This is a genomic window from Methanosphaerula palustris E1-9c (assembly GCF_000021965.1).
Classification (GTDB): Archaea; Halobacteriota; Methanomicrobia; order Methanomicrobiales; family Methanospirillaceae; genus Methanosphaerula; species Methanosphaerula palustris.
Window position 1 is genome coordinate 1858590 of record NC_011832.1, and the last position, 23039, is coordinate 1881628.

Here is a 23039-nt window from a genome sequence, read left to right on the forward strand (position 1 = left end):
TCATGGATCGGTTGATCGCCGCTGCCAGAGGGGAGGTCCCGGCAGATCTCCTCTTCACGGACGCCGAACTCTTCAACCCGTTCACCTGTTCCTGGGAGTCGACCTCGTTTGGGGTGAAGGACGGGATTGTCCTTGGAACTGGTCTGTTTCATGCCCGTCAGACCTGCAGCCTGAAGCATGCCCGGGTGGTGCCCGGGCTGATCGATGCCCATGTGCATGTCGAAAGTTCGCTGCTGACCCCCTATGAGTACGCTCGCCTGGTCTCCAGCCACGGAACGACGACAGTGATCGCAGATCCCCACGAGATCGCCAATGTCCTGGGCAGTGCCGGGATCCGGTACATGCTCGCTGCACGGCCGGCCCTTTCGATCGATCTGCTGATCATGCTCCCCTCCTGCGTCCCGGCCACGCCCGACGACCTTGGAGGAGCCGTATTGAATGCCGGCGATCTCAAACCGTTCCTGGACCTGGACGGGGTCGTCGGTATCGGGGAGATGATGAACGTGCCCGGCGTCATCGGCAACGACCCGGAGGTCACGCGGAAATGTGCACTCTCCCCGATCGTCGACGGCCATGCCCCCCTCCTCTCCGGCCATTCGCTGGATGCCTATGTCCTCGCCGGGATACAGAGCGACCATGAATGTACCTCAGCAGGGGAGGCGAGGGAACGGCTCGACAGGGGGATGTATCTGTACCTCCGGGAGGGATCCACCGAGCAGAATCTGAAGGCCCTGGCCAGCGTGGTCTCCCGATGCACGGTTTCTCGCTGCTCGTTCGCCACCGACGACCGGCATGCCGACCTGCTGGCGAAGGCCGGGCATATCGACGATTGCATCAGAAAGGCGGTCGAGTACGGTGTCGATCCGGACGATGCGATCAGGATGGCCACCCTCTCGCCAGCCGAACGGTTCAGGCTCATCGACCGGGGGGCACTGGCGCCGGGCCGGCGGGCCGATTTCTGTGTACTGGAGAAGGGATCGGTCTTTACAGTTCGGCAGACCTTCCGGGGGGGACGGACGGCCGATGCAGAGGGCCGGGAGATGCCGCCGATGCCGCACCCGGTCAGGACGTACGCCTGCACAGCACCCGACCGGCACGACCTGGCGATCAGGGCCGATGGTCCCTGCCGGGTTATCGGCCTCGTCCCCGGGCAGATCCTGACCGATTCATTGATCCTCTCCCCCACAGCAGGCATCGTCCCCGATCTCGACGAGGACCTGCTGAAGGTCGTAGTCTGCGATGCCTATCGGGGATCGCGGTATGGTGTCGGCCTGGTACACGGGTTCGGATTTACGAGCGGAGCCATCGCGACGAGTGTCGCCCACGATGCCCACAACATCATCGCCGTGGGGACCTCGGACCAGGAGATCACCAGGGCGATCGATCAGGTGATCGGTGCCCATGGAGCTCTCGCCGCCGTCCTCAAGGAGAGAACGGCGGTTCTCCCGCTGGAGTGTGCCGGGCTGATGTCGGTTCTCCCCTACCAGCAGGTGGTGGCCGACCTCGATCTGGTCAACGACCTGGCAACCGATATGGGGGGGATCTGCGACCCGTTCATGTACCTCTCGTTTCTGGGTCTGCCGGTGATCCCGCATCTCCGGATCACCCCCGGAGGGCTCTTCGATGTCGATGCGCAGCATCCGGTTCCCCTTCGATATATCGAAGGGGATGAATGGACTGATCAGATATCTGAAAAAAGAGAATAATCAGATCAGGGCTTCTGAAATGTGGCCAGCACCTCGGCCCTGACCAGGGGTTCTCCCCGGACTGGCATCGTCCAGCGGTGGGTGGTGACGAACCGGGGGATCATACCGCTAAAGAGCGAGGCCACCTCCTCTTCCATGAAATAATGGGTGAGGATCCCGTTTCCCCGAAGATAGGTATCCTCCTCAACCCGGGCCCCTTTCCCTGCTCTGAGGTCCTCGCAGCTGAATCCCCGGAAGAAGAGGTCTCCGCCGGACCGGATCACATCTCGACACGCAGCCGCAAGCACCGCCCGATCGCCGGACCGGAGGTGCCCGGCCACATGATAGAGGATCACGGCGTCGAACGAGCCGGCCCGAAACGGAAGAGAACGGCCGTCGGCCACCAGCAGATCTGCCCGGAGACCCTGCCTGACCTGGACCTGTGCGAGAGAGATTGCCGATGGGGAAAGGTCGAATGCGGTGATCTCCACTCCCCGGGTCGCCAGGGCAGCCAGGTTCTTTCCGTCACCGCACCCGACCTCCAGTACCTTCATCCCCCCCAGGAAGGGAGGGATCCCCTGGGGGGTTCCCCCCCAGAGTCGACCCTTGCACTGGTATTCCCGGTCCCACGCCACCCCCGATCGGGTCAACATCTCCTTCACCATCAGGTTCTTCGATCAAACCGGTCGAGGGAGACCTCGTAGGTGTTCCTCTTCTCGATCACCCGCTTTTCAACCAGGGCTTTCATCTGCGAGTAGGTGAGCCTGGCGATCGCTCGTCGGAGCCGGTCCTCGAGGGTAGCTGCCTCGGAGGAAGGAACCTCGATCACATCCGGCGCTGCCGTCGATTCTGCGTCAAAATCCCGTTCATAGACCCAGTCGTCGGAGAGATCATCGTAGCGTTCATAATACAGGCCGCATTCATCGGAGAGGGCCCTGATCAGCATGGCCGGATTTTCTCGGGTGTACCTGCCCTTCGGCGGTACGATCACCCAGAAACGTGCATCCATGGTACGATCAGTGCACGGGATCGATATCAATCCATCCCAGAGACGGGTTCCCCATAAGATCTCACAGCAGAGAGAGGCCGATCGGGGACGATGCGTTCTCTATTATATAGGAACCAGAGTAAGTACTGATCAATAGGAGACCTCCGGACCAGTCACGATACCAGCAGACCCTGCCGGCATCCCGGTCCGAGAGACCAGGAACCAGAGACCCTGATGACGACACAGCCCCCTTCCTCCAGCGGAACGCCAGCATATACGAACCGGTACATCATCCTCATCATCGTCCTGACCGGGATCCTGATGGCAGTCATCGACGGGATCGTGGTGAGTATCGCCCTGCCGACGATGACCAGTTATTTTGGGGTGGATGTGGCCCAGTCCCAGTGGACGATCACCGCCTATCTGATCACCATGACGAGCCTGCTGCTGGTCTTCGGGAAGGTCTCAGAGTATACCGGAAAGGTTGTCCTCTTCATCGGGGGGATGGCTGTCTTCACCGTCAGTTCCCTGGCCTGCGGCCTCTCGACCAGTCTGATGATGCTGATCGGGTTCCGGGTCGTACAGGCGATCGGTGCGGCGATGGTCTTCTCGATCAGCGGGGCCATCCTCTTCACGGCCTTCCCGGTGACCGAACGGGGCAGGGCGATGGGGTACCTGGGTGCGACGGTGGCCGTCGGGTCCATCGCGGGCCCGGTCGTCGGGGGGTTTCTGGCCGGGACGCTCGGCTGGGAGTATATCTTCTTCATCAATGTCCCGATCGGGGTGGTGCTCCTCCTCGCCGCAGCCCGGTACCTGCGGGTCGACGAGCAGAGGAACGCACATCTCAACCTCGACCTGCCTGGCTCCATCTCGCTGGTGGTGCTGATGGTGGCGCTGATCCTGACGCTCGGCGACCTCGCCGACGGGGCCAGCCTGACGACGCTCCCCCTCGCCCTGGTCTTCCTCCTCGCAACAGGGTTCTTTATCCGGCACGAGCGGCAAGCGAAGAACCCGCTCGTCGAACTGGAGATCTTCCAGAATCCCCTCTTCTCCCTCCCAATGATCAGTATGGTCCTCTACTTCATTGCGAACTTCATGCTCGGCGTGATCGGGCCCTTCTACTTCGAAGGGGTGATGGGCATGGAACCGACCCAGGTCGGCCTGGTCTATCTGGTGATGCCGACGATCATGGTCTTCCTCTCCCCCCTGACGGGATGGCTCTATGATCGGCATCACTCTCCCCATTATGCCACCATCGGTATGGCCGTGGTAGCAGGGGCACTCTTTGTCGCGGGATATGCTTCGGTCAGACAGGACCTGACTCTGATTCTCCTCGCATTCGCCGGGGTGGGGATCGGATCTGCCTTCTTCCAGAGCCCGAACAACACCGACCTGATGAGTGCGCTGCCACCCCAGAAGATGGGGTTGGCGTCGAGTGTCACGGCAACTGGAAGAAACCTCGGGATGGCCCTCGGGGTATCGATCGCCACGATTCTAATCTCCGTGTTCCTGCGGGTCTTCGGAAACGAGGATGCCGTGATGGGAGCTCCGGTCTCCGTGCTCGCCGCCGCCGTCGGGATCGTCGCGGTCATCTCGGGGCTCATTTGCCTGCTCGCCGGGTTCTTCTCGTATCTGCGTGCCCGTTCCGCCCTGAAGGTCGATCACCCCACCCACCCCGTTCATTGATGAGAGCCCGGCCTTGCGCCCTCTGGAGCACTCAGGCAGGGATCGGTCATCAATCCCGACCAGAACAGACATTCCTCCCCGCCGGTAAATGGCTGATATACAAACAAATATTTCAGTTGAACTCCGAGATCCGATCATGACACCTGAATCCGGGTCCGGATGGGATGGTGAAACAGCGTACCAGAGTGGTGGTGCAGAACTTAGGATCACCAGTACATCGGCTGAGATAGCCCCGTTTGCAGAACTGGCAACCGCCGCCACCCCTGAAGGGTGGTGCAGGCAGGGGATGGCCGCCTATACGACAGGTGCCTATGAGGAGGCGGTGGACTGTTACAACCATGCCATCGAGGAAGATGCAGTACCGCATCATGCCTGGTTTGAACTGGGTGCGGCCCTCTACAATCTCGGCAGGTACCAGGAGGCCGTCGAAGCTTACGACCAGTACCTGGACCTGTCCGGTGATGACGCAGACGGCTGGTATAACCGCGGTCTCTGCCTTGGCATGGCCGGACAGCACGAGGAGGCGCTCCTCTGCTTCAATGAGGTGCTGACCATCGAACCGACCGATACCGCTGCCCTCTATGCTGGTGCCGAATGTCTCGAACGGACAGGGGAACTTTCAGAGGCAGTGCTCTGGTATCAGGAACTGCACACACTTGCTCCTGATGAAGAGAATGCCTGGCTCCGGGAAGGCTACGATCTGATCCGGCTGAAACAGGTTGATCTGGCTGTTGCATGCTTCGATCATCTCCTCTCTTCCGATGGCGGGAACCAGAGAGCCCTGCTGGCGAAGGCGTTCTGTCTGGCTGAACGCGGAGATCCGGATCAGGCGTTCTTGGTCTACGACCAGATTCTGTTGACCGATCCCGACTGTGAAGAGGCCTGGCTGGAGAAAGGGACACTCTGCAAGAAGACAGGGAATCATCAGGAGGCTCTTCGATGCATCGAGATGGTCCTCGAGGAGCATCCGGAGAACGAACGGGCCCTCATGGAGCGTGGCCATCTCCTCCGTCTTTGCGGGACGTATCCAGAAGCGATCAGGTGTTACCGGGAGGTGACAGCCCGCTCTCCAGAAAATACCGAGGCATGGTACCTGACCGGGCACTGCTATGCATCCCTTGAAAAGAATCTGGAGGCGATCGACTGCTTCGACCAGGTGTTGAAGTTTGGGGATGTCGGCACACGGGGATACGTGGGGAAGGCCCGCTGTCTGATCAGTATGGGCCGGTTCGTTGACGCACTCGCCTGTTACGAGCAGATGATCGAGGCGGATCCGCTGGACGAGACGGCGTTCTACCAGAAAGGAATCTGTCTTGTCGCGCTCGAACGTGAAAAAGAAGCACTCGAATGCTTCAACGAAGCTCTCGAACTCGAGCCGCTCTATGAGCGAGCGAAGATCGAACGGGACAAGATCCTCGGGAAGATCGGCTGCTTTGAAGAGGAGCCCTGTTGCTATTCCGAGTACGATCTGGATGAGGATCTCCCCAACCAGGATGAAGAATCGTATGGAGACTACGGGTTCAGCGATTACGAGGACTGAAGGGGTACCCCCTTCGTTCACGTCTCTCCGGATCTTCTCCGGCACTCTCTGATAATCACTTTTTTATACGCTCTCTCCTTTACCGGGAGATTTCACCTGAAAGATAAGCCTGAGGCCTGGAAAAAAAAGGGATTGTCCTTCCGCCCGTTCAGGCGAAGTTGATCCAGTTGATGTTGGCGTAGTTCCCCGGGAACGCAAGCTTCAGCCGGTGCTGCCCGGCCGGCAGGGTCACCAGGACCTGGAGGGTCTGGAAGGCCGCATCGTTGCCGGTGTTCGGGACGTTCACCACGGCGAGAGGTGTCGCGCCGTCGTCGAGATACATCTGGACGGACGAGCCGGCATGGGCCGAGGCGACCCGGAACCCGGCGGTGTAGGTGCCGGCCGTGTTGATGTTCACGGTGTAGGCGAGCCATTCGCCAGCACGGGTCCAGCCGACGCTCGGACTTCTGTCGGTATCGATCTGTTCGATGTCCACATCGTCATGCCGGTAGACCCCGCCCTCGTTGCCGGGTGTGGTGTCGTGGTAGGCGACGCCCTCGCCGCCGAGGTCGTAGTCCTCGGCCTGTAGCTGACCGGGGATCGCATGGGTGCCGTTGTAAACCGGAGCTGTTCCGGTCACGGTCGGCGAGACGGTGGTGGTTGGGATTGTCGTTGGGGTTGCCACCGCCGGCACGGTCACATTGATGGTCCTGGTGGTGGACCCGGCCGCGTTGGTTGCGGTCTGGTTGATCGTGTAGTTGCCGGGCTGCCAGTAGGTGTAGGTGAAGTTCGGATAGGCAGTGGTCGTCCCGTCGCCGAGGTTATAATGGACCGAGGTCGCATTCACTGCGGTGTTGGTGACCTGGATGCCCATCGAGCCCGAGCCTCCCTGGAATGTGATCGTGAAGTTGGCCACCGGCAGGTTCGGGTTTACGGGTGTCTGGGTTGGCGTCACAGTCATCGTCGTTGGTGAAACGGTCGTGGTCGTGGGTGACCCGGCCGGCACGGTCACCGTGACGGTCTTCGTCGAAGACCCGGCGTCGTTGGTCGCGATCAGGGTGATCGTGTAGGTGCCGGGCTGCCAGTAGGTGTACTTGAAGTTCTTATAGGCGGTGGTGGTACCGTCGCCGAGGTCGTACTTCACGGTGGTGGCGTTCGTCGTGGCGTCGGTGACCTGGATGCCCATCGAACCTGCTCCGGCCTGGTAGGTGACCACGAAGTTCGCGATCGGCAGGTCATGCCCGGACGAGGTCGGCAGCGGGGTCACGGTCGTCGTTGCGGTCGTCAACGTCACGGTTGGAGTGACGGTTGTTCCGGTTGGAGTTGGTGTCGTCGCGGTCGGCGAGACTGTCGGAGTCCCTGGACCGGTGACGGTGATGTACTGTGGGATCGTCTTCACCTCAGCCCCGGTGGAACCGATGGCGACGAGGGAGACGGTGTAGGTGCCGGCTGCCGAGTAGGTGTGGACCGGGTTCTTATCGAACGAGGCACCGCCGTCACCGAACTGCCAGAAGTACTGGCTGATCGTACCGGTCGACAGGTCGGTGAACTGCACAGCCAGTGGGGTCTGGCCGGTCGTCACGTTCGCCGTGAAGTTAGCCGTCACCGGCTGCATGGTCGGAGTCGGGGTCACCGGGATCGTCGTCGGAACTGTCGTCGGGATCTTTGTTGGTACTGTCGTTGGAATGGTTGTTGCTATCGTCGTTGGAATGGTTGTCGGTACGGTTGTTGGAGCGGTGGTGGTCGGTGCTGTTGTCGGTGCGGTCGTCGTTGGTTCTGTTGTCGGCGGCACCACAGCGTGGACGGTGATGTAGTTCGTCCTCACCGTGGTGTTGGACCCGCCGGCATTCGTCGCTGTCAGGTTCACCGTGTAGTTCCCGGCTGCCGCGTAGGTGTGAACCGGGTTCTGCATCGTCGAGGTGTTGCCGTCACCGAAGTTCCACGACCAGGTCACCGGAGCTCCGGTCGACAGGTCGGTGAACTGCACGGCCAGTGGGGCGGTGCCGTTCGTGATGTTCGTGTTGAAGTTCGCGACCGGAGCCGACGGGCTCTCGGACCCGGTGACGGTGATGTAGTTCGTCTTTGTGATGGTGTTACTCCCGCCAGCGTTGGTCGCCGTCAGGTTCACCGTGTAGTTTCCAGCCACGGTATAGGTGTGGCTCGGGTTCTGCACGGTCGAGGTGGTGCCGTCACCGAAGTCCCACGACCACGAGGCCGGAGTGCCCGTCGACTGGTCGTTGAACTGCACGGCCAGTGGGGCAGTGCCGTTCGTCACGCTAGCGCTGAAACCGGCGACCGGGGCCGGAGGCACGGCTGTAACCACGTAGCCGCTGGCCCCCGAATTTATGGGATTGTTTGTCCAGGTGATCCCCTGTCCCTGGTTCGAGGCACTGCACCAGGCGTACCCATTGAAGGCGGCCTGGGTGCTCATGTTGGTGAAACTGTAATCCACCTTCATGGCTCCGTTGTTGTTGAGCGTGGCACCCGGGAAGGTGCCGGGCTTCATGTTACCGGCCTTGAGATCGATGAACATCAGGTACTGTGCCGTCGAGGCATCGCTGATGTTCTGCCCGTAATAGAGGGGCAGCGATGGGGTCACCAGGTCGCCGGGACCCGGTTTCCAGGTCTGTGGTCCGTAGATGAAGTCTGCCTTTGAGAAGGTCTGGTCGATACCGGTCACGTAGGTGTAGTCGGTCGGGGCGGTCGGGTTGTAGACTCCGGCGGCTGCCGGCGTCCAGGTATATCCATTCGAGGTCACATGGATGCCGAAGTCGTTGGGGATCGGGCCCTTCACCGAGACGAGAAGGATGATGTCGTTATCGAATCCCCTCCCCCCGGTGTTCGAGACATAGAAGGTGCCGTTCTGGGCACTGGTCGTCGTGACCTGGCCGTAGGGTGCGTTCACGTCGTTGGTGAGGTGGAGCTCATTCATTCCGGGATCTTCGGCTTTGATGTAGTAGGTGTTGTTCGGACCGCCATAGGTCGCTCCGTCCAGGTTGTACTTCACGCCGTTCGCGGTGTTGATGAAGATATGCTTCGGGGCCGAGAGCGGGGCCACGGTGATCGTGGGCGTCGGGGAAGGTGTTGGAATCGCCGGTGAGGTAACGGTGATATAATTCGTCTTCACCAAGGTGTTGGAACCGCCGGCGTTCGTCGCCGTCAGGTTCACGGTGTAGTTCCCAGCCGCCGCGTAGGTATAGGCCGGGTTCTGCACCGTCGATGTGTTGCCGTCACCGAAGGACCACGACCAGGTCACCGGAGCTCCGGTCGACAGGTCGGTGAACTGCACGGCCAGGGGGGCAGTGCCGTTCGTGATGTTCGCGTTGAAGTTCGCGACCGGAGCCGTCGGGGTTTCTGACCCGGTGACGGTGATGTAGTTCGTCTTCACCGTGGTGTTGGATCCGCCGGCATTGGTCGCCGTCAGGTTCACGGTGTAGTTCCCGGCCGCCGTATAGGTGTGGCTCGGGCTCTGCGTTGTCGATGTATTGCCATCACCGAAGTCCCACGACCACGAGGTCGGGGTACCGGTTGACAGGTCGTTGAACTGGACCGCAAGCGGTGCAGTGCCGTTCGTCACGCTCGCATTGAAGCCGGCGACGGGGGCAGCCACAGGGGCTGTGACCGAGTAGCCGCTGGCGCCCGGATTAAAGACATTGTTTGTCCAGGTGATCCCCTGCCCCTGATTCGAGGCATTGGCCCAGGCGAATCCATTGAAATCTGCACGGGTGCTCAGGTTGGTGATACTGTAGTCCACCTTCAGGGCACCGTTGTTCAGCGTGGCACTGGGGATGACGCCCTGCTTTACGTTCCCAGCCTTGAGGTCGACGAACATCAGGTACTGGGCCGTCGAGGCGTCGTTGATGTCCTGCCCGGTGTAGAGCGGCAGGTATGGGGTCACCAGGTCGGCCGATCCCTGGTGGGGCCCGGGCTTCCAGGTCTGCGGGCCGTAGATGAAGTCGGCCTTCGAGAAGGTCTGGTCGATACCGGTCACGTAGGAGGAATCGGTCGGGGCAGTCGGGTTGTAGACTCCGGCGGCTGACGGTGTCCAGGTGTAGCCGTTCGAGGTCAGATGGATGCCGAAGTCGTCGGGGATCGGGCCCTTCACCGAGACGAGGAGAATGATGTCGTCATCGAATCCACGGCCGCCGGTGTTCGTCACATAGAAGGTGCCGTTCTGGGCACCGGTCGTCGTGACCTGGCCGGAGGCAACATTCGCGTCGTTGGTGAGGTGCAGCTCGTTCAGTCCGCCACCGTCGGCCTTGACATAGTAGGTGTTGTTCGGGCCGCCGTAGGTCGCACCGTCATAGTTGTACTTCACGCCGTTCGCGGTGTTGATGAAGATATGTCGAACAGCTGATAGGGGGCCCACGGTGACCGTCGGGGTCGGAGTTACCGATGCAGAGACGTTGATGTAGTTCGTCTTCACCTCGTTGTCGGACCCGGTCGCGTTCGTCACCGTCAGGTTCACGGTGTAACTGCCGGCTGCGGTGTAGTTATAGATCGGGTTCTGCACAGTCGATGTGTTGCCGTCGCCGAACGCCCAGGACCATGCCGTCAGGTTCACACCGAGCGAGGTGTCGTTGAACTGCACAGCCAGTGGGGCGGTGCCGTTTGTGATGTTCGCGCTGAAGTTCGCTATCGGAGCTTCCGAGGCGGTGACGATGATGTAGTCCGTCTTCGTGGTGGTGTTAGAGCCGGACGCGTTCGTCACCGTCAGGTTCACGGTGTAGCTGCCGGCTGTCGTGTAGTTGTTGATCGGGTTCTGCACCGTCGAGGTGGCGCCGTCGCCGAACGACCACGACCAGGCGGTCAGGTTAGTACCCAGCGAAGTGTCGTTGAACTGCACCGACAGCGGAGCGAAACCGGTCGTCACGTTTGCCGTGAAGTTCGCAACCGGCAGGGGCACGGCGGAGACGTTGATGTAGTTCGTCTTCACCGAGGAGTTCGACCCGCTCACGTTCGTCACCGTCAGGTTCACAGAGTAACTGCCGGTTGTTGCGTAGGTATGGATCGGGTTCTGTTCGGTCGAGATGTTCCCGTCGCCGAACGCCCAGGACCACGCCGTCAGGTTCGCACCCAATGAGGTGTCGTTGAACTGCACCGACAGCGGGGCGATACCGGTCGTCACGTTCGCCGTGAAGTTCGCCTCAGGCAGGGGCTGCCGGGCGACTGATATGTAGTCGACCTTCTCGGTCGAGTTGGAGCCGCCGGAATTGGTGACCGTCAGGTTCACGGTGTAGTTCCCGCCTGCTGCATAGGTGTGGACCGGGTTCTGCTCGGTCGAGGTGGCGCCGTCGCCGAACACCCACGACCACGCCGTCAGGTTCCCGCCCAGCGAGGTGTCATTGAACTGGACGGCAAGCGGGGCGGTGCCGTTCGTCACGTTCGCGGTGAAGTTCGCCTCAGGCAGGCCCGGGCGGTCGAGGACCGTGATATAATCGGTCTTCTGGAGATGGGTGCTCCCGAGCGAGTTCGAGGCGGTCAGGTTGACCGAGTACAGGCCGGCAGCCGTGTAGGTGTGGGTAGCGTTCTGCTCGGTCGAGGTGGCGTTGTCGCCGAAGTCCCACGACCAGTTCGTCGGGGACCCTTTCGAGGTGTCGTTGAACTGCACCGAGAGCGGTGCATACCCGGTGGTCGGAGTGGCGGTGAAGTCGGCCACGGCCTTATCGGTCAGGATCGAGAAGATACCGCAATAACCAGGGAGTGTATCCCTGTTGGTCTGCTGGATGGCAGAAGCTGTCGTCGGGTAATTTGAACTTGTACTACCACCCACAACGGCATCCCCCTGGTCGTTGACCCCGATACCATAGAAGAAGTTGTTACAGTTTTCACCATTGCCACCGATAACGGTCGAGTACAGCGCGTTCCCCGCGGGCCCGAACTTGACGACGAAACCGTCAGTGCGTCCAGAAAAGGCACTTTGTGCCCCGTTGATGATGGGGTAATCCGTGGACAGTGTTGCCCCGGCCACATACGCATCTCCAGCGCCATCCACGGCGATGCTGTATGGGGTATTCGTGCCCGAAGACCCTCCCCAGTAGGTCGAGTAATCGAGAGAGGTGCCGGAGGGATCGATCTTGGTGATGAAGGCGGTTGAGGTCCCCTTCATCGCACTCTGGGCCGGGTTGACCAGGGGAAAGTTGGTGGACCCGGTATTTCCAGTGACGTAGACCGCTCCTGCCGGATCGACGGCGAGGTCATAGGCGACGTCACTGGTCGTTCCTCCGAGGTACGTTGCATACACCTTCGAGCCTGTCGCGGTGTACTTGGCGACGAACGCATCGGTTACCGTGGTGGTCCCTCCATGAACCGATTGGTATGGATTCAGGGTCGGGAAGTCAGTGGACTTGGTGGAACCAGAGACGTAGACGTTGCCGGCCGAATCGAGGCCGATCCCCATGATGCCAGGGGTTGATCCGGCGGTGCTCACATAATTTGACCCCCCTTCATCCTTGGCGCCGCCGAGGTAGGTCAGATACATCAGTGAGCCATCAGAACCGATCCTGGCAAGGTAGGCATCGTACGTCCCGCTAAGGGCCGGCTGAGCGGCATCGGCGGTGACCGGGAGCGTGGGGCTGTTCGAAACCCCTGCTACATAGGCGCCTCCGGACGGGTCGGCGACGATGCCATTGGCACCTGTGCTAACCCCGTTTCCGGTGTTACCGTCGATATAGGTGGAGTAGACAAGCTGCGAGCCGGCAGGATTGGAGGGGTTCAACTTCGTCACGAACCCGGCCTTGCCCTCGTTGTTTGTGAGCTGGAAGGGCGACTGGAGAGGAAAATCAGTGGATGCCGTTACGCCAGCCAGGTAGATGTTTCCTGAACCATCGATACTCATGCCCCGGACGACATCGTCCCCGGAACCGCCGAGGTACGAAGAGTAGAGGACCGCAGTCCCCTCGGGGTTCAGCTTCGTCACGAAGGCATCATTTGAGCCTCCAGGAGCCTGGTTGGAGTTCTGAATTGTGAAATCGGCCGAGCTGGTCAAGCCCGCGAGATAGATGTTGCCGGCCGAGTCGAGGCGGACGCGGGTGATGAAGTCCTGATTCGATCCGCCGAAGTACGAGGAGTAGAGCAGGGTCGGGTCGATGACGAGCGGCCGGGACTGGTCGTAGGCTCCGACCGTGAACCCGACGGTCCCGTCGTCCTTCAGACGGTACGAAGACGTGACCGGTACCTTTATGCCGTCGATCGCCTGGTAGGCGACCGGGGCCTCGTCGGTCAGCACTCCGAGGGAGGTGGTGATGGCAAGCGAACCATTTTCAGCGATTGCGAGCCCGTCGATGCCGTCGTAGGCGATGGCGATCTGGTCGGGGCTGGTTCCGGGTGCGACGACGAATTCACGCTTCAGGACACCCTGGGTACCGTTGTACCGGAGGTCGATGCCGGGGTACAGCTGCTGGTACTCGACCGATCGATAGGTCGGCACGTCACTCTGCCATCTGGACGAGTCGTTGCCGAGGAAGAAGCTCGCGTTCCCGGGCAGGCGGTCGAGGCCGGCGATCGCCGGCGAGGCAGAGGAGCCGGGGAAGGTCATCGTGACTTCAGCGCTTTTCGTCGTGTTATTCACGTCCTGGCTGGCCGCGAGCACGATCCGATCCGGCTCAAACGCGATCGAGTGGCCGGCCGCATTGACCTGGTACTTCACCACGTCGGGCGACTGCCCCTGATTCTCGATGAAGCTGAGCGGGAGCGAGAGCGTCTGCTGGTTGATCGAGGCACCGGTGCCGGTGTCGTTGGGCAGTACAAGTCCGGCCAGGGCCGGGGTCGCCAGAGCGGCGATCATGATGATCATGAGGAGAAGGAACTCTCCTGGTTTACGGTAACGAATCATGAATCAAATCACCTGTTGTGGGGAGCAGGCTGTGAGCCGTCCTCGACGATGCCACCCGGTCTGAATGGGCGCTGAGCGATAGGCAAGCCTGAGCAAGGCGAGCACCGGGTACTCAGAAAGAACCGACCCGTGGTGTGTGTCGACGGGTTGTTCAGACCGGATGGAATCGAACAGAAGAGATTACAAAAACACAATAGTTAATCGTTGTGGTTTGAATTTTTGGAGGTAAGTTAACTGCATTGTTTATTTTGGATCGCCTGAATCGGTCGGGGCCAGGTACTGCCTGTTCATATCGATTATAGCCAGCCAGCGCGCGTCTATGCTACAAATAGGATCGCTCTCTCTGAATCAGGCAGGTTTTGACGTTCCTGTTCCGGGATTAAAACGGTTCCTTCCCATCTTTCATTCATCAGTGATCGTGAGAGGAGAGTCTGTCGAGAGAGGGCGGGTCGAAAAAAGGGATTGTCCTTCTGCCCATTCAGGCGAAGTTGATCCAGTTGATGTTGGCGTAGTTCCCCGGGAACGCAAGCTTCAGCCGGTGCTGCCCGGCCGGCAGGGTCACCGGGACCTGGAGGGTCTGGAAGGTCGCATCGTTGCCGGTGTTCGGGACGTTCACGGTTGCGATCGGGGTTGTGCCGTCGTCGAGATACACCTGGACGGACGAGCCGGCATGGGCCGAGGCGACCCGGAACCCGGCGGTGTAGGTGCCAGCCGTGTTGATGTTTACAGTGTAGGCGAGCCATTCGCCAGCACGGGTCCAGCCGACGCTCGGACTTCTGTCGGTGTCGATCTGTTCGATGTCGACGTCGTCATGCCGGTAGACCCCGCCCTCGTTGCCGGCGGTGGTGTCGTGGTAGGCGATCCCTTCACCGCCGAGGTCGTAGTCCTCGGCCTGCAACTGGCCGGGGATCGTGTGAGTCCCGTTGTAGGCCGGAACGGTGCCGGTCACGGTCGGCGAGACGGTGGTGGTTGGGATTGTCGTTGGGGTTGCCACCGCCGGCACGGTCACATTGATGGTCCTGGTGGTGGACCCGGCCGCGTTGGTTGCGGTCTGGTTGATCGTGTAGTTGCCGGGCTGCCAGTAGGTGTAGGTGAAGTTCGGATAGGCGGTGGTCGTCCCGTCGCCGAGGTTATAATGGACCGAGGTCGCATTCACCGCGGTGTTGGTGACCTGGATGCCCATCGAGCCCGAGCCTCCCTGGAATGTGATCGTGAAGTTGGCCACAGGCAGGTTCGGGTTGGTTGGTGTCTGGGTTGGCGTGATGGTCGGCGAGACGGTCGCCGTTGGAGTTGGCGTCACGGTCATGGTCGTGGGTGACCCGGCCGGCACGGTCACCGTGACGGTCTTTGTCGAAGACCCGGCGTCATTGGTTGCGATCAGGGTGATCGTATAGGTGCCGGGCTGCCAGTAGGTGTACTTGAAATTCTTATAGGCGGTGGTGGTACCGTCGCCGAGGTCGTACTTCACGGTGGTGGCGTTCGTCGTGGCGTCGGTGACCTGGATGCCCATCGAGCCTGCGCCGGCCTGGTAGGTGACCACGAAGTTCGCGATCGGCAGGTCATGCCCGGACGAGGTCGGCAGCGGAGTCACGGTCGTCGTGACCGGGATGGTCGTTGTCACGGTGGGAGTGATGGTTGTTGTAGTGGTTGGAGCTGGCGTTGTCGTTGTCACCGTTGTTGTCACGGTCGGCGAGACTGTCGGAGTCCCTGGACCGGTGACGGTGATGTACTGTGGGATCGTCTTCACCTCAGCCCCGGTGGAACCGATGGCGACGAGGGAGACGGTGTAGGTGCCGGCTGCCGAGTAGGTGTGAACCGGGTTCTTATCGAACGAAGCCCCACCATCACCGAACTGCCAGAAGTACTGTCGGATCGTGCCGGTCGACAGGTCGGTGAACTGCACCGAGAGCGGGGTCTGGCCGGCCGTCACGTTCGCCGTGAAGTTGGCCGTCACCGGCTGCATGGTCGGAGTCGGGGTCACCGGGATCGTCGTCGGAACTGTCGTCGGGATCTTTGTTGGTACTGTCGTTGGAATGGTTGTTGCTATCGTCGTTGGAATGGTTGTCGGTACGGTTGTTGGAGCGGTGGTGGTTGGTGCTGTCGTTGGTGGCACCACGGCGTGGATGGTAATATAGTTCGTCTTCGTGGTGGTGTTGGAACCGCCGGCGTTCGTAGCCGTCAGGTTCACGGTGTAGTTTCCGGCCGCCGCGTAGGTGTAGGCCGGGTTCTGCACCGTCGAGGTGTTGCCGTCACCGAAGTCCCACGACCAGGTCACCGGAGCTCCGGTCGACAGGTCGGTGAACTGCACAGCCAGTGGGGCAGTGCCGTTCGTGATGTTCGCGTTGAAGTTCGCGACCGGAGCCGTCGGAGTTTCTGACCCGGTGACGGTGATATAGTTCGTCCTCACCGAGGTGTTGGAACCGCTGGCATTCGTCGCCGTCAGGTTCACCGTGTAGTTCCCAGCCACAGTATAGGTGTGGGACGGGGACTGTGTCGTCGAGGTGTTGCCATCACCGAACGACCACGACCACGAGGTCGGAGCTCCGGTCGACGCATCGGTGAAGCCGACCGTCAGGGGGGCAGTGCCGTTCGTGACGTTCGCGTTGAAGTTCGCGACCGGAGCCGACGGGCTCTCGGACGCGGTGACGGTGATGTAGTTCGTCTTCGTGGTGGTGTTGGAACCGCCGGCGTTCGTCGCCGTCAGGTTCACCGTGTAGTTCCCGGCCACAGTATAGGTGTGGCTTGGGCTCTGCGTTGTCGATGTGTTGCCGTCACCGAAGTCCCACGACCACGAGGTCGGGGTACCGGTTGACAGGTCGTTGAACTGCACGGCCAGTGGGGCCGTTCCGTTCGTCACGCTCGCATTGAAGCCGGCGACGGGGGCAGCCACAGGGGCCGTGACCGAGTAGCCGCTGGCGCCCGGATTAAAGACATTGTTTGTCCAGGTGATCCCCTGCCCCTGGTTCGAGGCATTGGCCCAGGCGAATCCATTGAAATCTGCACGGGTGCTCAGGTTGGTGATACTGTAGTCCACCTTCAGGGCACCGTTGTTCAGCGTGGCACTGGGGATGACGCCCTGCTTTACGTTGCCGGCCTTGAGGTCGACGAACATCAGGTACTGGGCCGTCGAGGCGTCGTTGATGTCCTGCCCGGTGTAGAGCGGCAGGTATGGGGTCACCAGGTCGGCTGAGCCTTGATGGGGGCCGGGCTTCCAGGTCTGCGGGCCGTAGATGAAGTCGGCCTTCGAGAAGGTCTGGTCGATACCGGTCACGTAGGAGGAGTCGGTCGGGGCGGTCGGGTTGTAGGCTCCGGCAGCGGCTGGGGTCCAGACATATCCGTTCGAGGTCAGATGGATGCCGAAGTTGTCGGGGATCGGGCCCTTCACCGAGACGAGGAGGATGATATCGTCATCGAATCCACGACCGCCGGTGTTCGTCACATAGAAGGTGCCGTTCTGGGCACCGGTCGTCGTGACCTGGCCGGAGGCAACATTCGCGTCGTTGGTGAGGTGCAGCTCGTTCAGTCCGCCACCGTCGGCCTTGACATAGTAGGTGTTGTTCGGGCCGCCGTAGGTCGCACCGTCATAGTTGTACTTCACGCCGTTCGCGGTATTGATGAAGATGTGCCGTATGGCTGACAGCGGGGCAACGGTGATCGTCGGCGTCGGGATCACCGGTGCAGAGACCGTGATGTAGCTGGTCTTCACCTCGTTGTCGGAGCCGGTCGCGTTCGTCACCGTGAGGTTCACGGTGTAACTGCCGGCTGTCGTGTAGTTATAGATCGGGTTCTGTTCGAGCGACGTGTTGCCGTCGCCGAACGCCCACGACCATGCCGTCAGGTTCTCACCCAGCGAGGTGTCGTTGAACTGCACAGCCAGCGGGGCCGTACCGTTCGTGATGTTCGCGCTGAAGTTCGCGACCGGAACCGGGGTCACCGCTGTGGTGACGGTGATATAGTTCGTCTTCGTGGTAGTGTTGTTGCCGCCGGCGTTCGTCGCTGTCAGGTTCACGGTGTAGTTCCCGGCTGTCGCGTAGGTGTGGGCCGGCGACTGTTCGATCGAGGTGTTGCCGTCACCGAAGTTCCACGACCATGAGGTCGGGGTGCCGGTCGACTGGTCGGTGAAACCGACTGCCAGTGGAGCGGTGCCGTTCGTTACATTAGCGGTGAATCCGGCGACCGGAGCCATCGGGGTCTCAGACTCAGTGACCGTGATGTAGTTCATCTTCACCGTTGTGTTGGACCCGCCGGCGTTGGTGGCCGTCAGGTTCACGGTGTAGTTCCCGGCCGTCGCGTAGGTATAGGCCGGGTTCTGCGTTGTCGAGGTGTTCCCGTCACCGAAGTCCCACGACCAGCCCGTTGGAGAACCAGTCGATGCATCGGTGAACTGGACCGAGAGTGGTGCCGTGCCGTTCGTCACATTCGCCGTGAAGTCGGCGACCGGCTGCGACAGAGCGGAGAGAACCGTAACAACAGAGGTGTTACTGATTCCGCCATTCGAGGCGGTGATGTTTGCCGATCCTGGTGTAAGTGCAGTAAAGAGACCGGACTGGGAGATCGTGCCGACGGTCTCGTTGCTGGAGGACCAGGTATAGTTCAGGCCAGGGATATTCAGGCCGTCGCTATCGGTGGCTTTCCCGGCGAACTGTTTTGTCTCGCTGACATTGACCGTCGCCGATGCCGGGATGACGCTGACCGATGCCGTGGCTGAATGTGAGGCCCCAAAGTAGAACTGGGCCTGGTCCATCAGCGGAGCGGAATCGATCTGGTTCGAAACTCCAGTATTGTAAGAGGTATCCCCGATGCCATCCCCGTTAGCATCCGTGCCGGAATAGGTACTCCAGTAATTGCCGAGAATGCCAATATGGGATGATCCCTGATAGGTGTACGGAACCGCCGCGGACGTGACCCATGAGGCAATTGGGATGGTACCAGTGCCCAAAATAGGCGAAACCCCGTTAGGCACAATGAAATTGTTGCGGTCAATCACGTTTCCTGTGCCCATGGTTGACCCCAATTGGATGCAAGAAATCGTGTTGTCTTTAAACGTATTATTTTCAATAACTGCCGAAGTCGCGGGGACAGTTATTGAGATGACTCCTCTATTTAACATCGACGCGGGCGCAGTGTTCACGAAGGTATTGTTCAGCAGGCGGTTACCCGAGCCGGTTCCAAAATAGATCACTATGGGTGCAACATTATTTCTGAAGGCATTATCTTGAAATGTATTATTTGTACCAAGGAGTTGAATAGCTGAATAATATGAAGGGCCATTGAAGGTCAGACCCTCAAAGATACACTGTCGGATGATCATATTCTGGGCGATGGGTGCAGCACCGGTTAATTGAATCCTTCCATTCGTAAACCTCATCTGCTCGATAATCGTTCCAGATCCCCTAATCGTACTTCCGGATCCTCCGAGATTGAGTGTTACGAGATCTGCTCCCTCCCCAGTGAGGGTAATGGCTTTTGTTAGTCCAGTGAAGGAGTAAGTCCCATTATAGACATAGATTGTGTCGCCATCGACAACTGATGCACTATTAATCGCATCCGTCAGCGTCGTGAAGTCGCACCCGCTGGCACCAACAGTTACAGAAGATGCTGTAACCGGAGCCAGCAGCAGGACAGATGCCAGTAATATCATAATCAGAATCAAATCAAATCGTTTGCTTTGTATCATAATTCGTTCACCTGTTGAGGAAGACGGCACACGACCATCCATGACGATTCCAGCCGGCCTGAATCAGCGCTGAGAGAAAGGCAGGCCCAAAGAGGCACCACCTGGTGATCAGAAGGAACCGACCCGTGGTGTGTGTCGACGGGTCGTTCAGACCGGGGGGAATCGAATAATTGTAGTTAAAAAATTATGATAGTTAACTGTTGTGCTTTATCTTCATTGATGATAAGTTAACCACATTGTTTATTTGAGATCACAGGTCCCAGTTTGGGCCATGTACCGACCATTTATCCCAGTAAAGACTGGTCGGCGCGCGCAAAAAAAAGATTAGATGTTGATCTCCCAGCCGCTTGACCCGGTCCCGGAGTTTTGGTTCGTCCAGGAGACACCCTGTCCCTGGTTTGACTGGTTGCACCAGGCATAACCGTTGAAGACGAGCTGGGCCGTTCCGAGGTCCTGAACAGTGTAGTCAACTCTCGTCGCACCACGGTTAACCAGGGACATGTTGTAGGTCTGGTTCACATTGGTGCCGAGGTTCCCCACCTTCAGATCGACGAATGACAGGTTGAAGTTCTTCGAAGTGTCTGACATACTCTGCCCATAATAGATGGGGTAGGCCGAACCTGTTGTACATGGTTTCCAATTCTGGGGGCCGTAGTCCTCGAAGTTGCTCGAAGTGAGGGTTTCGTTCACCCCAATGCCTTGACTGATAATGGATTTGTCAGGGAGAGAGCCATCTGCCGTCGGGGTCCAGGTATACCCACTCGAATTGACCTTGAGGGCAAAGTTGGATCCCGGTGTCCCGTTGAGGGCGGCCATCAGAATGAGGTCGTCGTTATACCCGCGTCCACCGGTGTCAGAGATATAGAACGTGCCGGTGGAGTTGCTGCCGTGGTTCACCTGTCCACTGGGGGCATTCCAGGGATCGTTTGTGATGTGAAGCGCGTTGAGCCCTCCTCCTGTCAATTTGAAATAATAGGAGCCAGGATCAGTTGTATAATCAAATCTCGCTCCATTAGTCATCCATACATCCAATTGATTAAAACTTGACAGTGGATCTGCCGAGACCGGGCAGAGACTGACCAGACCAATTGATAGCAACAGCAGAACCATGGTAAGTCCCGCGGCTCTTTTGAATCTTTCTTCTTTTAATTTCATATAAACACCTTTACTCGGGACATCGACACACCATGTTCGATATACCCAGAATGCATCTTTGCTGAGGAATGATAAATAGTATTCTATTTAATCTTGGGTTAAATTAATCTAATAATGTTAATGTCCCGAAGATCAGACCGGGCGGTGCAGCCCGAATGATGGTAACCAGATCTTTATCACCAGATGGACTCCGTCGACAGAACGATTGCTGAGAACGGAAAGAGCGATCGAAAAAGAATCCAGGGGGCGTTCGAAAGGAATCCCGCCTTCGCGCTCCCCCAGGGATCAACAGGGTTTGGAGGAGGCCGGCCGTCCATCACCACCGCCCGGACGGGATCTGATCTGGAAGAAGCGGCGATCACATCGGTGACGTCGACCCGGCCTCAGTCGCGGTGCTGGGATCCTGGGGATGTCCAACCATGTTCCCGGTGCGAAAGGGAACGAGGCCTCATCGGGAAAGCCGGCATCACGGTAACCGAATTCGACACCCGTCTGTGGAAAGGGGGAGGGGTGCCAGACGACAACGCCGTCGCCTGTGAAGACCGCCCGGCTCGGTGGTCTCCACCTGCGAAAAAGATCCAACCGTCGAGGGTCGTGAGCTCGCTCGCGGACGTCGGACCACCACGGATTCGCCTGCCCTGCTGTCAGTACTCGAAATGCTCTTTCTTTCCGACGGCCAGGACACAGATGACGAGCCGGTTGCGAATGATCCGGAACGTCGCCCGATATTCACCGATCCGAATCCGGTACCGGGGCTTCTCGGGCGGGCAGCCCCTGACCTTCTTCACGTCCTGACGATGAAATGGATTCGCCGCATACCGCTCGAGTGCGATCTCGATCCTGATACGTGCTGCCTGGGGCAGCACTGCAAACGCTCGCTCGGCCTGATGGGTGAAGACCACCTCATAGACCATTATTCCACCAGGGATCGGATCGCCCGATCATCCCCGAGGTCCCTCATGATCTCCCGCAGGCTGCGAACGCGGCCGGCCTCGATATCTCTCTCGCTCACCCGGATCGCTTCGATCTCTTCAGGGGAGAGCGATTCGTCATCGTACGCTGCATCAGCCAGCCGTCCGATGAGCTCATCGTAGGTCTCCCGCGGGTAGAGTTTCAGATCGTCCAGTTTCGCCTTGGTCTCTGATCGGAGCTGGACCGTTGTCGTCGACATGATTGGTTATAGGGCGCTATAGATGGTTATATTTTTTGGCACACCGACCGGGATCTCGACGCCCTGTGATGCGTCCCCCCGGTCCGGACCGGCCGGCTAACCTCGATCGCACCCGGACCGATCCCCGGACGACCGGCTCCGGCCGGAAGGGAACGTGGATCCATTAAAAAATACATGAAATATGATCCTGACAAACGGATCGGGTCCTGAGGCAAAGAATATAAAAAAGGCGGGTAGTAACCAATCGGATGAAATTATTCTCTATCTTTCTCCTCCTTCAAAATTCGTATGAGTGCGATCTTCAGGGGAGGGAGATCCTGTTCAACCGTCGTCCATAACCGCTGGACATGCACATCAAAATAAGCATGGACCGATGTGTCCCGGGTGCCGGCAATAGCCCGTCAGGGAACATCCGGATATTTCTTCCGGGCTGATTCCAGGACGTGCTTTGCCGCTTCACCGATAATCTCAAGCGCACGGGTTACGGCAAAGACCTTCTCTTCATTAATCAGGAAATCCCCGGGTTCCATACCTTGAATATAGTGTTGAACGCAACATCCTTGACCAATCGTAGACTCACAGGAGTCGGAGATTGGTCTATTTTGGATTAGGTGCGTTAACACTATTTGAGAAAACCGGGAATGTATCAACTTTCAGGTTTTCGAATAAAAAAAATTGCCTTTTCTGCAGCATGCAACATATCCTCAAGATATACCATGTATTCCCGCGAAGATTTCATAAGGGAACTGCCTCACCAAGGATACGATGGCGGAGCGCAGGCTTGATGGTCTCTTCTTCAACAAGGTCGACCGGGACACCGAGATAGGCGGACAATTCCTGTTCAAGGGCGACCAGATTAAAAAGAGAGATCTTCTGAACCGGATCAAACGCTATCAGGATATCCAGATCGCTTCTTGTTGTCTGTTCATCCCGCACCCACGAACCAAAAATCTTCATGGAGGTGACCCCGTATGTACGCCTCAATTCCGGCAACCTCTCCCGAAGAAGACCTTTCATATCTTCCAGAGACCGTGTCATCCGGGTTCTATGGATCATTCTTTTCATGATAATTCTCCCAAGGCTCCACATATTCCTTGTTTTGGGGTTTCTGTAAGGACAGGGTTTGATCGCACCTACGGTGTTTCTCTCCAGTAATGATGAATGATCGAATAACCATAAAGGTATACCCATCAAAAAGACTCTCAAGAGATCATAAAAATGGGGGATCAAGAGGGATCTTCCCATTCACCCTGAGGAGGAACGAGTTGCATGCTGTAACCGATGCCCCGGGATCCCGGTGATACAATTCACCCGGCGATCCGAA

11 protein-coding genes and 1 pseudogene are annotated in these 23039 nt (G+C 59.0%); 3 read left to right on the forward strand and 9 right to left on the reverse strand.

Annotated features, from left to right (window positions below):
- Window positions 1-2 precede the first annotated feature (2 nt).
- Window positions 3-1706 (forward strand): adenine deaminase, encoded by a 1704-nt coding sequence (gene ade / locus MPAL_RS08850; RefSeq protein WP_012618404.1) that lies wholly within the window; start codon window positions 3-5, stop codon window positions 1704-1706.
- 5 nt (window positions 1707-1711) lie between these two features.
- Here the strand turns inward: ade and MPAL_RS08855 are convergent, their stop codons facing one another.
- Together MPAL_RS08855 and MPAL_RS08860 are read right to left on the reverse strand one after the other, a co-directional pair.
- Window positions 1712-2350, reverse strand: a complete 639-nt coding sequence (locus tag MPAL_RS08855; protein ID WP_012618405.1) for a class I SAM-dependent methyltransferase — start codon at window positions 2348-2350, stop codon at window positions 1712-1714.
- Window positions 2350-2694 (reverse strand): hypothetical protein, encoded by a 345-nt coding sequence (locus MPAL_RS08860; RefSeq protein ID WP_012618406.1) that lies wholly within the window; start codon window positions 2692-2694, stop codon window positions 2350-2352. Before MPAL_RS08860 ends, MPAL_RS08855 begins: the two co-directional genes overlap by 1 nt.
- Before the next feature lie 213 nt (window positions 2695-2907).
- On the opposite strand from MPAL_RS08860, the gene MPAL_RS08865 reads away from it, so the two are divergent.
- Window positions 2908-4359 carry an MFS transporter gene (locus MPAL_RS08865; protein WP_012618407.1) on the forward strand — a complete coding sequence of 484 codons (1452 nt, stop codon included), beginning with the start codon at window positions 2908-2910 and terminating at the stop codon, window positions 4357-4359.
- A gap of 136 nt (window positions 4360-4495) precedes the next feature.
- Entirely contained in the window at window positions 4496-5899 is a 1404-nt protein-coding gene (locus MPAL_RS08870; RefSeq protein ID WP_012618408.1) for a tetratricopeptide repeat protein, read from the forward strand.
- Window positions 5900-6047: 148 nt separating this feature from the next.
- On the opposite strand, the gene MPAL_RS16685 is transcribed toward MPAL_RS08870, so the two are convergent.
- The 7 genes and pseudogenes from MPAL_RS16685 to MPAL_RS16955 form a co-directional block, all read right to left on the reverse strand.
- The gene (locus MPAL_RS16685; RefSeq protein WP_012618409.1) at window positions 6048-13712 is read right to left on the reverse strand and encodes a PKD domain-containing protein; all 7665 of its coding nucleotides are present in this window, start codon (window positions 13710-13712) and stop codon (window positions 6048-6050) included.
- 478 nt (window positions 13713-14190) lie between these two features.
- Window positions 14191-18651 carry a PKD domain-containing protein gene (locus MPAL_RS16690; protein ID WP_236610359.1) on the reverse strand — a complete coding sequence of 1487 codons (4461 nt, stop codon included), beginning with the start codon at window positions 18649-18651 and terminating at the stop codon, window positions 14191-14193.
- Window positions 18652-19713: 1062 nt separating this feature from the next.
- Window positions 19714-20352 (reverse strand): hypothetical protein, encoded by a 639-nt coding sequence (locus MPAL_RS08890; RefSeq protein ID WP_148208202.1) that lies wholly within the window; start codon window positions 20350-20352, stop codon window positions 19714-19716.
- Between the two features lie 836 nt (window positions 20353-21188).
- The gene (locus MPAL_RS08895) at window positions 21189-21458 is read right to left on the reverse strand and encodes a type II toxin-antitoxin system RelE family toxin (RefSeq protein WP_012618412.1); all 270 of its coding nucleotides are present in this window, start codon (window positions 21456-21458) and stop codon (window positions 21189-21191) included.
- Window positions 21458-21715 carry a DUF7557 family protein gene (locus MPAL_RS08900; protein ID WP_012618413.1) on the reverse strand — a complete coding sequence of 86 codons (258 nt, stop codon included), beginning with the start codon at window positions 21713-21715 and terminating at the stop codon, window positions 21458-21460. The genes MPAL_RS08895 and MPAL_RS08900 overlap by 1 nt, the downstream gene beginning before the upstream one ends.
- Window positions 21716-21969: 254 nt before the next feature.
- Window positions 21970-22338 (reverse strand): annotated as a pseudogene (locus MPAL_RS17325) (HepT-like ribonuclease domain-containing protein).
- Window positions 22339-22450: 112 nt separating this feature from the next.
- The gene (locus tag MPAL_RS16955; protein ID WP_236610360.1) at window positions 22451-22960 is read right to left on the reverse strand and encodes a nucleotidyltransferase family protein; all 510 of its coding nucleotides are present in this window, start codon (window positions 22958-22960) and stop codon (window positions 22451-22453) included.
- Window positions 22961-23039 lie beyond the last annotated feature (79 nt).